The organism is Agrococcus casei LMG 22410 (assembly GCF_900163565.1).
GTDB lineage: Bacteria > Actinomycetota > Actinomycetes > Actinomycetales > Microbacteriaceae > Agrococcus > Agrococcus casei.
This window is the reverse complement of the sequence record NZ_FUHU01000035.1, coordinates 1-14,911: the sequence shown is the minus strand read 5'-3', so window position 1 is coordinate 14,911 and position 14,911 is coordinate 1. Positions and strand designations below refer to the sequence as shown.

General features: G+C 63.7%; 4 protein-coding genes. 3 read left to right on the top strand and 1 reads right to left on the bottom strand.

Features of this window, described 5'->3' with window-relative positions:
• The first annotated feature begins 53 nt into the window (after positions 1-53).
• Positions 54-899 carry a hypothetical protein gene (locus CZ674_RS07775; protein WP_086991953.1) on the top strand — a complete coding sequence of 282 codons (846 nt, stop codon included), beginning with the start codon at positions 54-56 and terminating at the stop codon, positions 897-899.
• Positions 900-995: 96 nt separating this feature from the next.
• Here the strand turns inward: CZ674_RS07775 and purL are convergent, their stop codons facing one another.
• The gene (gene purL, locus CZ674_RS07770; protein WP_086991952.1) at positions 996-3,317 is read right to left on the bottom strand and encodes a phosphoribosylformylglycinamidine synthase subunit PurL; all 2,322 of its coding nucleotides are present in this window, start codon (positions 3,315-3,317) and stop codon (positions 996-998) included.
• A gap of 306 nt (positions 3,318-3,623) precedes the next feature.
• Between purL and CZ674_RS14015 the strand changes: the two genes are divergently transcribed.
• Complete coding sequence (locus tag CZ674_RS14015; protein WP_159456933.1) at positions 3,624-13,199, top strand: DUF7507 domain-containing protein; 9,576 nt, start codon at positions 3,624-3,626, stop codon at positions 13,197-13,199.
• A gap of 1,060 nt (positions 13,200-14,259) precedes the next feature.
• A partial coding sequence (locus CZ674_RS07700) for a hypothetical protein (RefSeq protein WP_200810061.1) occupies positions 14,260-14,911 on the top strand: 652 nt, incomplete at its 3' end.

The following is a 14,911-nucleotide window of genomic DNA, read 5'->3' as shown; positions in this document are numbered from 1 at the left end:
CAGGTGCCCGTGAGCAGTTGCGCAGGCCTGCTCACGGGATCCACACTCCTCCCATGCGCGATCTCATCTCAGTGCTGCGAACGTTCGGCGGCGCCGCACCCCGCCACACCCTCTACGCTCATGGATTCACTCAGCGGCAGCTGCAGCAACAAGTCATGCATGGCAGTCTCCTGCGGATCGGCCGCCAGTGGCTTGCCCTGCCGACTGTCGATCCTTCGGTGGTCACTGCTCTTCGCGCGGGTGGGATCCTCGGCGGCGGAAGTGCGCTGCGCAGCTACGGCATCTGGGTCACCGAACAGACCCGCATCGTCGATGTGGCGACCGTGCCTCACAGCTCGAAGAAGAAGTTCAACGGCATCCGACGGGTCTGGCATGAGCACGCAGCCGATGCTGATCCTTGGCGCGTGACGGTGGCGGACGCCCTGTGGCAGTACCTGCAGCGGGCAGGGCGCCTCGACGCTATCGCCACGCTCGACAGCGCGCTGTATCGCGGGCAGCTGGATCTCGACGGCCTGGCCGCGCTGCGTGACCGCGCGCCGGAGCGATGCAGGCCATGGTTCGATCTGGTCGATCCCAGGGCCGAGTCCGGCACCGAGTCGATCGTTCGAGTCTCTGGCCTCGATCACGGTTGGACGGTCGAGCCGCAGGTGCCCTTCGAAGGCGGTCGGCTTGACACCGTGTTCGAGGGATGGCTGTGTGTCGAGTGCGACAGCCGCGAGCATCACAGTGGCCTCGAGCAGTACGACCGAGACCACCGACGCAATCAGAACGTGCTGCGGGCCGGTGGTCGCTGGCATCGCGTGACTCACTTCGATGTCATGCATGATCTCGAGCGCACGATGCAGCTCATCAGCCAGATCCTCAGTCAAGGGCATCCAACCCGGCTGAGGTTCGGGTAGGCGGGAGCTGAAAGTAGTCGATTCTTGGTTCTGCCACCGAGATCGGGCCCAAAATCGGCCTGGTGGCGAAAATCGACTACTTTCAGCGCCTAGCGCTTAGGCGAACCGCTCCAGCGGCTCGCGGTTCGTCGCCCGCAGCTCGTCGATCGACACCGTGAAGTGATCCTGGAACTCGACCTGGTCGCCCTCGGAGTCGGTCACGCCGATCCGCAGCACGGGCACACCGCGAGCGTCGCACATGCCTCTGAACTTCACGTCTTCCTCGCGCGGAACCGCCACGAGCATCCGGGCTCCTGACTCAGAGAACAGAGCAGCCGTCGCGTCGACACCGTCGCGCTGCATGAGCTCGCTCAGCACCACCCTGGCCCCGACGCCGAACCGCATGGCGCCCTCGACGACCGCAGTCGCCAATCCGCCGTCTGACAGGTCGTGTGCAGCCGACACGAGACCATCGAAGGCGGCGTTCGACATGAGTTCGCCCAAGCGCTTCTCGGCGGCGAGGTCGACCAGCGGCGGGCGTCCGCCGAGGTGGTCGTGCACGACAGAAGACCACACCGAGCCGTCGAGCTCGTCGCGGGTGGTGCCGAGCAGGTAGAGCAGGTTGCCCTCGTCTTGCCAGCCGCTGGGCACGCGGCGGTCGACGTCGTCGATCACGCCGAGCACGCCTACGACGGGGGTCGGGTGAATCTGCGTCTCACCCGTCTGGTTGTAGAACGACACATTGCCGCCGGTGACGGGGATGCCAAGCTCGACGCAGCCATCTGCGAGCCCGTCAACAGCCTCAGAGAATTGCCACATCACAGCCGGAACCTCGGGGTTGCCGAAGTTCAGGCAGTCTGAGACGCCGAGGGGAGTGGCACCGGTTGCGGCCACATTGCGGTAGGCCTCGGCCAGTGCGGCGCGGGCGCCTTCGCGCGGGTCGAGCTGGCAGAAGCGGGCGTTGCAGTCGAGCGACACGGCGAATCCGAGCCCCGACTCTTCGTCGATGCGCACCATGCCGGCGTCGTCGGGCGTCGCCAGCGCGGTGTTGCCGAGCACGTAGTGGTCGTACTGGTCGGTGATCCATGAGGTGTCAGCGAGATTGGCGCTGCCGATCATCTGCAGCAGCTGCCCACGCAGGGCGGTGCCGTCGGATGCGCGCTCAAGCGACGTGGCAGAGTCGGCTTGCAGAGCGTCGAGCCATGTGGGCCGCTCTGAGGGGCGGTCGTACACGGGACCGTCGACTGCGACAGTCGAGGGGTCGACGTCGACGATGGTTACGCCGCCGTGGGTGATGACCAGGCGGCCGTCGCCGGTGACGTCGCCGAGCACGGAGTACTCGACATCCCACTTCTCGCATACGGCCATGAACGCCTCGAGCTTCGACGGCTCGACGACGGCCATCATGCGCTCCTGCGACTCCGACATCAGAATCTCTTCAGCAGTGAGCGTGTGGTCGCGCAGCAGCACGTGGTCGAGCTCGATCTTCATGCCCGAGCCGCCGTTGGCAGCCAGCTCGCTGGTCGCACACGAGATGCCCGCGGCGCCGAGGTCTTGGATGCCGCTGACCAGCTCGTCGGCGTACAGCTCGAGGCAGCACTCGATGAGCACCTTCTCGGCGAAGGGGTCGCCGACCTGCACAGCGGGGCGCTTCGTGGGCCCGTCTTCTGTGAACGTGTCGCTGGCGAGGATGGATGCGCCGCCGATGCCGTCGCCGCCGGTGCGGGCTCCGAAGAGCACCACCTTGTTGCCGGCGCCGGTCGCGCTCGCGAGGTGCAGGTCTTCGTGGCGCAGCACGCCGACCGCAAGCGCGTTGACGAGCGGGTTGCCCTGGTACACGGGGTCGAAGCGGGTCTCGCCGCCGATGTTGGGCAGGCCGAGGCAGTTGCCGTAGAACGAGATGCCGCCGGTGACGCCGTGCACGATGCGTGCGGTGTCTTCGTGGTCGGGGTGGCCGAAGCGCAGGGCGTCCATAACCGCTACGGGGCGGGCGCCCATCGAGATGATGTCGCGGACGATGCCGCCGACGCCGGTCGCAGCGCCCTGGAACGGCTCGACGAACGACGGGTGGTTGTGGCTCTCTACCTTGAAGGTGACGGCCCAGCCCTCGCCCACGTCGAGCACGCCGGCGTTCTCGCCCATGCCGACCATGAGGTTCTTCTTCATGTCGTCGGTGACCTTCTGGCCGAACGCGCGCAGGTACTTCTTCGACGACTTGTACGAGCAGTGTTCGCTCCACATCACCGAGTACATCGCCAGCTCGCCGCTGGTGGGACGGCGGCCGAGAATATCGCGAATCCGCGCGTATTCGTCGGCCTTGAGGCCGAGGGCTTCGAACGGCTGCTCGCGTTCGGACGATGCGATCGCGTCATCGACGGAGTCAGGGGCGGGGCGCTGGTATGTCACGGCTCTCCTCAGGCGAAATGGGTGCCCTCCCATCGTAGTCGTGCGGCACGAGTCCGATGGCGCAGACAGATGCGCCCTATATATAGGGGAGTCAGCAGTGTGGTTCGCGCCAAACTGCGAAGAATTCACAAACGTCTTCCAAGGTGAATTATTTTACAGTAGGATACTGCCGATGCCTCATGCCGTAAGTGGCTGACATGCGCCGCTTTCAGCATTAACAGAGAACAGGTCGTCCCCTATATGTCTACACGCCAGTCCAGAACTCGCAGTGTTCTTTCCAAGCCGGTTGCGTTCGCACTCACTTTCCTTCTGGTTGCAACAGGAGTGTTTGCGACGCAGGTGACCGATGCCGAGGCAGCAGTGGTCAAACCGATGACCCAGAGCTACAACGATGTGGTCAATGGTGACTACATCAAGATCGGCAACGGCAACCTCGTCGCCAGCGGCTCTGCTCTCACCGGCGGTACGTCAAGGACGCAGCTGCACAATGGAGTCGCCGGCTACAACGACTACTTCAACATGGTGAACACCGGCGGCTCGTCAGCGATGGGTGCCAACTCGAGCTCGGCGAACATCACCGTGCCCGCCGGCGCTGAGGTCGTGCGCGCCGAGCTCTACTGGATGGGCAACACCGGGATAATCAAGGACGACCGGGGCCGAGACGTTCAGGGCCGTTGCAGCGCGAACGGCGACCCGCGCTCGCTGCCTTCCGGCTCATACACGACGCAGGCGCCGCGCATCCAGATCGGCAGCGGCAGCGTCTTCGGCGTCGCGCAGTCGGCAATGTCGGTCACCGCCGACCCGAGTTCTACCGTGCCGAACGACCAGCCTTACTACTACTCAGCTCGGGCCGACGTCACCAGCCTCATGCAGGCGCTCCCCTCAGGCTCGCAGCAGACCGTCTCCGTCGGCAACTTGTGGCTGCCGCAGGGTCACGGCTGCTTCGGCGGCTGGACCATGTCGGTGGTCTACGACTTCGGCAGCTACGTGCAGGGCAACAGCCAGAGCGTCGCTCGCAACGTGATCCTCACCGACGGTCACGTGCGTCTGGCTTCCAACGACAACCCGCTCACCGTCGACTTCTCGGGCTTCCTCGCGGCTGACACCGGAGTGCACGCCAGCTTCTCGATCGGTGAAGGCGACGCGCAGATCGATGGTGACTACGCCAGGTACAGACCTGGCGCAAGCGGCTGGTTCACGCCCCTGACAGGCGTCAAGGGGGTCACTAACAACATCGGCGTCGGCCACACCCCTACGGGCGTGCGCTACCACACCGGTTCAGGCACGTTCTACAACACCAGTATCGATGTCGTCGATGTTCAGATGCCCAACGTGGTTGCCGGTGTCACCTCGGCACAGCTGCAGTTCGGCACCAGTGGTGACTCTTACCTCATGCAGGCAGCCGCCTTCGCGGTGCCGGTGGCAGATGTCGAGATCGAGAAGAACCATACGGGATACGGCGAGACCGGCGTTGCCGTCGAGCAGATTCTGCCGGGCGAGCAGCCGTCGTTCACGATTGTGGTCCGCAACCCTGGTTCTACGGATCTCACCAACGTCCGCGTGAGCGACCCTCTCGCCCCTGCCTGTGACATCGTCCTCGACAACCTGGCCGCTGGTGCTGAGCACATCTACACGTGTGAAGGGCCACCAACAGACGTCGGCTACATCAACACGGCAACAGTGACCGCTGTCGGCGGCGGCGGCATAGAGCTTCGAGAGAAGACCGCTTCATCAGAGGTGCAGGTCTCGACGATCGACCTCGACAAGCGTGTCGCACCCGGCGCTGACTACACCGGTCGCGCGGGCGACACCCTCGACTACTCCTTCGTGATCCGCAACAGTGGCACGAGCACCCTTGCGAACGTTGCACTCACAGACGACATGCAGGGGCTCGAGGGCCTCGACGTCGACTGGTCGACGTCGAGCAATACCGCCACCGAAGACGGCACGCTCGCCCCGAATGAAACGGTGCGCGCGACTGCGACATACACGCTGACACAAGAAGATGTCGACGCTGGCGAAGTGCTCAACGAGAACGCCCAGACCTCGGGAATCGACGCGGCTGACCACACGGTCACCAGCGACGGCAACGCACGCCACCCGATCGAGAGCGCCGCGGCGCTCGAGCTGGTGAAGCGCGGGGAGCTTGAAGACGGCAAGGCCGGCGACCCCATCGAGTACACCTTCAGTGCTCGCAACACGGGCAACGTGACGCTCACTGACGTCCGCATTGAAGACCCCCACGCCGGACTCTCCGCGCTCGAGTACGCGTGGCCTGGCGCTGCGGGCGTGCTGCTTCCTGGCGAGACCGTCACCGCAACCGCGACAGCACCGCTGACCCAGGCTGAAGCCGACGCCGGCCGAGTCGACAACACTGCAACGGTCTTCGGCACACCGCCGAGCGGCTCCGAGGTTGATGATGAAGGAACCGCACGCATCGAGGTGCTGCAGACCCCGTCGATTGACATCGAGAAGCGCGGAACGCTCTCGGGCACCGGCGTTGCCGGTGACACCGTGTCCTATGACTTCGTCGTGGTCAACGACGGCAACACGACCCTGACCGACGTCGCTGTCAGCGACCCCTTGTTCGCCGATGCCGACATCCAGCCCGTCGGCTCGTGGCCAGCTGAGCCTGGCGTGCTGCTTCCCGGCGAGTCCATGCAGTTCACTGCGGCACACGCGCTGACGCAGGACGAGGTTGACGCAGGACGTCTCGACAACACCGCCTACGTCTCCGGCACGCCTCCGAGTGGCACCCCCGTCGAAGACGAGGACTCCTACACTGTCCCGGTCGAATCGACTCCGGGAATCGAAATCGCGAAGACCGGAAGCCTTGAGCTTGGTGGCTCCGGCGTCGCAGACGACACCGTCGCCTACCAGTTCGAGGTGACCAACAACGGCAACGTCACGCTTTCTGGCGTAGTCATTGAAGACCCTGCGTTCGCAGCGGCCGAAATCGCCTACACCTGGCCCGGCGAAGCCGGTGTGCTCGCCCCAGGAGATGTCGCGACAGCGACAGCGACCTGGTCGGTGACCCAGCAGCAGCAGGACGCGGGAAGCGTCGTGAACACGGCATCCGTCACCGGCACGCCCCCCGACGGCCCGCCGACTACAGATGAAGACCGCGAGATCGTGCCCATCGTCTCGACTCCTTCACTGGTGCTCGACAAGACGGGTGACCTTGCCGACAGTGACATGCACGTCGCTGGCGACGTCATCGACTATTCGTTCACGGTCACCAACAACGGCAACGTGACGCTCACCGACGTCGTCATCAGTGATGACCAGCTCGACGGCGACGCGACCATGACCTGGCCTGGCGCAGCGGGAACCCTGGCTCCCGGCCAGAGCGCAACCGGCGTCGGTCAGCACTCGCTGACCCAGGCTGAAATCGACGCTGGCTTTGTCGACAACACTGCTTCAGCCACTGGCAACCCGCCCACGGGAGAGTCGCCCACGACGACTGACCGCGATCGCGTGCTCATGCCGCAGACCTCCTCGCTCGTGCTCGAGAAGACCGGGCAGCTCGCTGACGACGCCATCGGCGTCGCTGACGACGGCTCGGAATACACCTTTGTCGTCACGAACGACGGCAACACGACACTGACCGGTGTGACTATCACGGATGCCCTTCCGGGACTCAGCACACCTGCTGCAGGCGAATGGCCTGGAGAAGACGGCGTGCTCGCTCCGGGCGAGTCGGTCACCTTCACGGCGACTCGCACCCTAACGCAGGCTGATGTCGACGCTGGTGGCGTCGACAACACCGCGACTGCCGTTGGCACGACGCCTGACGGCGCAGAGACCGACGACACCGACAGCCACACGCTGCCGCTGGATGCCGACGGATCGATCAGCCTCGTCAAGGAGGGTGAGCTCGCGAGCGGAGCAGCAGCTGGCGATCTGATCAACTACACGTTCACGGTCACCAACGACGGCCCGGTCACCATCACCAGTGTCTACCTCGCCGACCCGCTTGAGGGCCTGAGCGCGGTCACCTTCGGTGAGTGGCCGATCCCTGACGAAGAAGGCACGCTGGCACCCGGCGATACTGTCGTCGGAACTGCGACCTACGAGCTGACGCAGGCCGATGTGAACCGGGGTGCGGTCGACAACACCGCGACCGTCGCCGGCATCACGCTGCAGAATCAGCCGGTCGAAGACCAAGACGACGCCACGGTTGAACTTCCGGCATCGCCGGCCATTGAGCTGACGAAGACTCCGAGCCTGTCAGGTGAGGGCGTCGCTGGAAACACGATCACATACACGCTGACGGTGACGAACACCGGAAACGTCACGCTGACGGACGTCGCGATCGACGACCCGCTCGAAGGACTCAGTGAGCTTCAGATCGACTGGCCCGGTGACGCAGGAACCCTCAGCCCCGGCCAGAGCGCTGCGGCAACAGCGACCTACACGGTCACGCAGGCTGACGTCAACCGAGGCGCTGTTGAGAACACGGCCGCCACATCCGGAACCGGAGTGCGAGGCGGCGACGTCACAGACTCCGCGGACGCAGACGTGCCGCTGTCGCAGAATGCGGCGATCGAGCTGGTGAAGTCTGCGGCGCTGTCCGACGGTGCCACCGGTGCCGTGGGCGACACTGTCGAGTACACACTCGTCGTGCGCAACTCGGGCGACGTCTCCCTGACGGATGTGACCATCGACGACCCGATGTTCCCTCAGGGTGTGGAGTTTGGCGAGTGGCCGGGCGAGCCTGGAACACTGGCGCCGAACGAGACGGTTCAGGCAACTGCAACGTGGACGCTCACACAGGCTGACCTCGACGCGAACGGGGTCGTGAACGAGGCCACCGCATCCGGCACCCCTCCGAATGACGAACCGGTCGAGAGCCCTGATGGAGCGATCGTCGACATTGTCGGCACGCCCCTCCTGACCCTCGACAAGAGTGGAGAGCTCTCGGGCGAAGGTGTCGCTGGCGACGTCATCGACTACACCTTCACGATCACGAACGAAGGCACCGTGACGATCACGGATGTCGAGTTGAGCGATGAGCTCGAAGGACTGAGCGCAATCGAATTCGGCGCATGGCCTGCAGACACCGGTGTTCTTGCGCCTGGTGAATCGGTCACTGCGACTGCGAATTACTCGGTCACGCAGGCTGATGCCGATGCCGGACAGGTCGACAACAGTGCTGAGACAACCGGCACGACGCAGTCGAACGGCGACGTCTCAGACACCGACGACCACACGCAGCCCCTCGGTGCGACCGGCGGCATCGACATCGCCAAGTCGCACGAGGCTGGCACGTATGTAGTCGGTGACACCGTCAAGTACACCTTCGTGGTCACGAACACGGGTGGCGTGACGCTGCGCGATGTGGCTGCTTCGGATGCCCTCGAAGGCCTCTCGGAGCTCACGTACGGTGCATGGCCCGCTGCAGAAGGCGTGCTGCTGCCGAACGAGTCAGTGTCGGCAACCGCCACACTGACGGTCACGCAGGCGCACGTCGACGCAGGTCAGATCGACAACACGGCCTCCGCAGTCGGCACGCCGCCGTCGGGTGACGATGTGGAGAGCACAAGCACCGACAGGGTGCCGTTCACACAGACGCCGACGATCACGCTCGACAAGACCTCTGCTGTTGAGGGTGCGAACGCAGGCGACACAGTCGACTACGAGTTCGTCGTGGTCAACGATGGCAACGTCACGCTCACGGATATCGAGCTGACGGATGCGCTCGACGGTCTGAGTGAGATCGTCTACGCAACCTGGCCCGGTGCTGAGGGCACTCTTGCTCCTGGTGACCAGGTGCGTGCCACCGCGACCTACACGCTGAGCCAGGCGGATGTCGACAGCGGTTCGATCACCAATGACGCAACTGTCGTCGGCACGACACCTGGCGGTGAGGAAGTCGAAGACGAGTCTTCGGTGACCGATCCTCTTGGTTCTTCGCCGGAAATGCGCATTGCGAAGACAGCGAACGTGCACAGCCCCGCAGTCGGCGAGGTCGTCACCTACGCATTCGAACTCGAGAACACCGGAAACGTCACACTCGTCGACGTCGCGATCAGCGACCCGATGACTGGGCTCTCCGACCTTGAGTACACGTGGCCGGGCGACGCGGGAGTGCTCGCACCGGGTGAGATCGTGACCGCCACCGCGACCTACACGATCACTCAGGCTGACGTGGACGCCGGTGGCGTCACCAACTCGGCAACCGGCAACGGCGTTCCGCCGACAGGCGAGCCCGAGCAGCCGACGGTCGAAGAGGAAGTTCCGATCGAGACGACTCCTGCCATCGGTATCGACAAGTCCGCGGAGCTCGCAGACGGCGCAGTCGGTCAGGCAGGCGACGAGGTCACCTACACGTTCGTCGTGACGAACACCGGTGACGTGACCCTTCGCGATGTCAACGTGACAGATGACATGGAAGGTCTGTCGGATCTGGTCTACGGCAACTGGCCGAATGCCGAGCGCGTGCTCGCACCGGGAGAACAGGTCGAGGCGACCGCCACGTACACCCTGACGCAGGCGGATGTCGACGCAGGCTTCGTCGCCAACGAGGCCACCGCAACCGGTCAGCCGCCGCAGGGCGACCCGATTGAGACCCCGACGAACGAGCGCATTGAGACGCCCGGCACGCTGGCGATCTCGATCGACAAGACCGCTGCTGCTGAGAACGGCCCCGCGACGGTTGCGGGCGAGACGGTCTCGTATGTATTCGTGATCGTCAACGAGGGAACTCGCACTCTGACCGATCTCGTGCTCAGCGATCCGCTCGACGGTCTCAGCGAGCCGACCATCGACTGGTCGACCGCCGCGACCGAGGGGCAGCTGGCCCCCGGTGAGAGCGTCACCGCAACCGCTGAGTACACGCTGACGCAGGCAGACGTTGATGCCGGTCTCGTGGAGAACACGGCAACGATCGACGCCGAGGACCTCCTCGGCAACCCGACCACCGACGATGACGACGCGAATGTCGCCCTTGAGGGCACACCGCTGATCGAGCTTGACAAGACGACGGTGACTGAACCAACTCAGGTCGGCCAGACACTCGACTACGAGTTCGAGATCACCAACGCCGGCACGGTGACACTGCGTCAGATCAGCATCGTCGATGGGCTTGAAGGCCTGTCGGCACCCGCTGTGGACTGGTCCACTGCGGCCGTTGAGGGTGAGCTTGCTCCTGGAGAGACGGTCATTGCGACTGCACAGCTCACCGTGACGCAGGCGCACATCGACGCTGGTGAGATCGTGAACGCAGCCGTGGCGTCAGGCGTGCCTGACAACGAAGAGCCGGTCGAGTCGCCGGACGAGGTTGTCTACCCGCTGCCGCAGTTGCCGAGCATTTCGACGGTCAAGACAGCCGAACTCCCAGAGGGTTCGACTGGCGCCGTCGGTGAAGCGGTCGCATACACGATTGTCGTGACCAACGACGGCAACGTGACGCTGAACGACGTGTCGGTGAGCGACCCGATGTTCGAGGCTGATGAGCTGACCTACGACTGGAGCACGGCGTCTGCTGAAGGCGTTCTGGCACCGGGCGAGATTGTCGCTGTCACAGCAGTGCACACGTTGACGCAGGCAGACATCGATGCAGGCCGAGTCGACAACACGGCTACGGGCAGCGGAACCTCACCGATCGGTCCGATCGACGACGAGGACGATGCGACCGTGACCATTGTGCAGGCGCCTTCGATGACCCTCGCGAAGTCGTCTTCGACGGATGCGGTGCCTGCGGTTGGCGAGACGATCACCTACACGTTCGAGGCAGTGAATGACGGCAACGTCACCCTGCAGGACGTGACGATCGATGACCCCAAGCAGGGACTCTCGGAACTCGTCTACGACTGGTCTGAGGCTGCTGTCGAAGGACAGCTTGCTCCGGGCGAGCGGGTCACGGCGACCGCTGAGTACGTGATCACACAGGCGGATATCGATGCGGGGCTCGTCGAGAACGGCGCGACCGCGACCGGCACGCCGCCGAACGATGGCGACCCTGTAGTCCCCGAGGACACCGAGATCGTCGAGGTTCCTCAGAGCCCCTCGATCGGACTGGCGAAGCTCGGCCTTCTGGCTGAGGGACAGTCCGGTGTTGCGGGCGACCTCGTCCAGTACACGTTCGAAGTCGTCAACGACGGCGACGTGACGCTCAGCGATGTCGCGATCAGCGACCCGCTGGTCGGCATGAGCGAGATCGTCTACGGCGACTGGCCCGGCGAGACCGGTGTGCTGGCTCCTGGTGAGTCCGTCACCGCGACTGCTGAGTACACACTCACGCAGCAGGATGTCGACAACGGCGTTCGCGAGAACGTGGCCACCGCATCCGCGGTGCCTCCGCTGGGCGGCGACGTCACGGATGAGGACACCGCAACGGTCGGCACCGACAGTGTCGGTGCAATCGATGTAGAGAAGTCGGCTTCGGTGCAGGACGGAGGACTCGTAGGCGATGAGATCGTCTATGATTTCACCGCGACCAACACCGGCACCGTGACGCTGTCGAACGTGACGCTTGAGGATTCCCTCGAGGGTCTGGGCGAGATTCAGTACAACTGGCCTGGTGAGGCTGGCGTGCTGGCCCCTGGCGAGAGCGTGACGGCTACAGCGGTCTACACACTGACACAGGCTGACCTCGACCGCGGTGAGGTGGAGAACACCGTCGTCGTGACAGGCGACGTGCCTGGTCCGGAAGACCCTGTTGAAGACGACGACAAGGTGACGACACCGACTCCCGGCTACAGTTCGCTGGTGCTTGAGAAGAGCAGCGAGGTTGATTCGGATGGCGCTGCTGCTGTAGGCGACGTCATCACCTACACGCTCGTGGTCACCAACGACGGCACGCTGACCCTTTCGGATGTCGTCATCGACGACCCAATGGAAGGACTCAGCGAGCTCGAGTACACGTGGCCCGGCGAAGCAGGGGTGCTCGCACCGGGTGAGTCAGTTGCGGCGACGGCGACGTACGTCGTGACACAGAGTGACATCGATGGCGGCGTTGTGGAGAATGCCGCGACGGCGACGGGTGTACCCCCGTACGGCGAGGATCCCGAAACTCCAACTGAGAACGAGACCCCTCTCGAGCAGAACAGTGAACTGCTGTTTGAGAAGACCTCCTCGTACAACGGCAATGGCGAGGTCGGCGAGGTCATCGACTACGGCTTCAAGCTCGAGAACGCGGGCAACACGACGCTCACGGATGTTGCTGTGATCGACGAGCTGCCTGGCCTGTCGGAGATCATCTACGAGTGGCCGGATGCCGACAACCCTGGAGTCCTGTTGCCTGGAGAGGTCGCGACTGCGACGGCGACATACGCGCTCCAGCAGAGTGACATCGACGCCGGTGGGGTGACGAACAGTGCGACTGGAACCGCTCAGCCGCCGGCTCCGTGCCCCGACTGTGAGAACCCGCCGACGCTGGTTCCCCCGGACGAGACAACCACAGAGGTTCCTCGTGAGACAGGAATCTGGATGGAGAAGACCGGAGCAATGGAGAAGGGTGCAATCGGCGAAGTCGGTGACACGATAACCTACTCCTTTGAAGTCAAGAACATTGGCAATGTAACGCTGACCGATGTTGCGATCGATGACCAGATGGAGGGCCTGTCGCAGATCACGTGGCTGTGGCCCAACGCAGAACGCCCGGGTGTGCTGCTCCCAGATGAGACAGCGACCGCGACGGCGACCTACCAGCTCACTGCCGCCGACTTGGAGCTCGACACGATTGCGAACCATGCGTCGGTGACGGGAACTCCGCCGGAAGGCATGGAGCCCCCGAGCTACGACGACTCCACAAAGGTCAGTGTCCCGACCCCGGAGGATCCGGGAACGGGATTGCCAGAAACGGGCATGAACGTTTCGGGCTACTACATTGCCCTTCTCGCGCTGGTCCTGGCTGCCCTTGGGGCAACCGTGTTGCTGAGCCGCAGGACTCGCGACGGTGTCGTGCAGTAGGACGAGAGATAGCAGAAGGCCCCGACGGACGAAGGTTCTGGCGGGGTCTTCTGCTGTCTGCGGCATCAAGAAACGGCGCCGGCTGAATGATCCAAGGTTTCGAGCAAAAACTGATCGATGGCACATTGATTGAGGTGCTGACGCGTGTGCGTCATCCGTCACGGTTCCTGGTGAAGGAATTTGCTGGGTTGAGGGCGATGGCAGCGTCATCTGTACCCCGAGGAACGCTTCAGGACAACCTGGCACAACGCGTGCGACGCTGGCCGTAACCCGACGACCCTTCCCGCGATGGCCGTGAACTTCCCGGATGTCTCAGATGTCGCCAGCACGGGAAAGCAGGGCACTTCGGTGACGGCTCCTTCCCCCGCTATAGACGGTACGAACCGGCAGCTGGAAACCGAAGGCCCTTGAGTCGGCGCTGGAGCCTGTAGCGGATCTTGGCGAGGGCATGTGGCCGGTGGACGAGGAGGGCAACATTTCCTCCACGCCCTACGAAGGTTTCGAGGGCGGCCCCACGCCGGTCCGATACACCGCGACGACCGTGACGACAACCGATTCCCGCTACGGTGAAGATCACCCACACGGACACGACCGAACTTGACTGCCCGACAGATCCGGTGTCTCCGGGGCTGGCTCATCTGTCAGGCGATCTCGACACCGATCTACCGGACACTAGTGGAGGCCCAGCGATCATCATGTTGATGCTGGCAGCGGGCGTCATGGTCGTGGTGCTGCAGCATCGTTGAGCGTATGTCGCCATAACGCTCGCAGCTGAGGCTGAACAGGGCGAACGCGCGAGTCGAGGGTGAACCTAAGCTCGTGCGTTCCACCTTTTGACACTGGCTTCGCGGGCACTTGCTTGATTGATGTCTGTTCAAATACTGGCTGGTTCAATAGTGATGGCGTCCGAGGCTGGTCAGTTGAAGTGCAGTGCATCTGCCCAGGCGGACGCCGCGGATCGCGTATGGCTTTTGCGAAAAATACACTAGTGTCTTTTGAGGACAGTTCAAGCTGTTCGAACCCCGCACACCCGCAGTACCGTCCCCTCCTGGGGCCCTGAATGAAATCGAAAACAATCCCGATCCTGTCTACCGCAGGCTTGGCTGGCCTGTTGCTCATGCAGGCGGCAGTTGCATCGCCTGCGGTTGCCGCGGTGCCCGAAAACCCTACGGATGTCGTCTGTGAAAGCCCCATCGACACCGTGAGTTACACAACTACGTCCTATTTGAAGCCCGGCGAAGGCAACGTCTCCCGCGACGAGAAAGATCTGGACTTCAATGACGACGGCGTCGATGAAGTGGATATTGCAATCGACGGCTGGGCTGGTGGCGTTGGAGTTGATGGGTGGAGCGGAAATGGCATGGCCAATTTCCGTGTCGTGGTCGGCACTCTTTACGACCTGACCGACGTCTCAAAGACGTTCACAATAACGGCTGCTGACGGATCGCAGCTCAGCGCTGAAGCACAGGTCAATGATCCTTCTGCGCCAGTCAGTCCGGCCGGTGGCGCAACTCCCGAAAGGTACAAGGCGGTCACCCTGACCGAGTTCGCGCCTTTGGTGGTCCAGGAAGCACGCCAGTCCATTGATTGGACAGTGACGCCCGATGCAACTATGCCGGCGGGGACCGTCGGCGAGACTGGCTCTTCGGCGCACTATCTGGGCTGTGTCAAGTTTTGTAGACGGTCTCTTTGTGGATCAGGCCGCGGTTGCG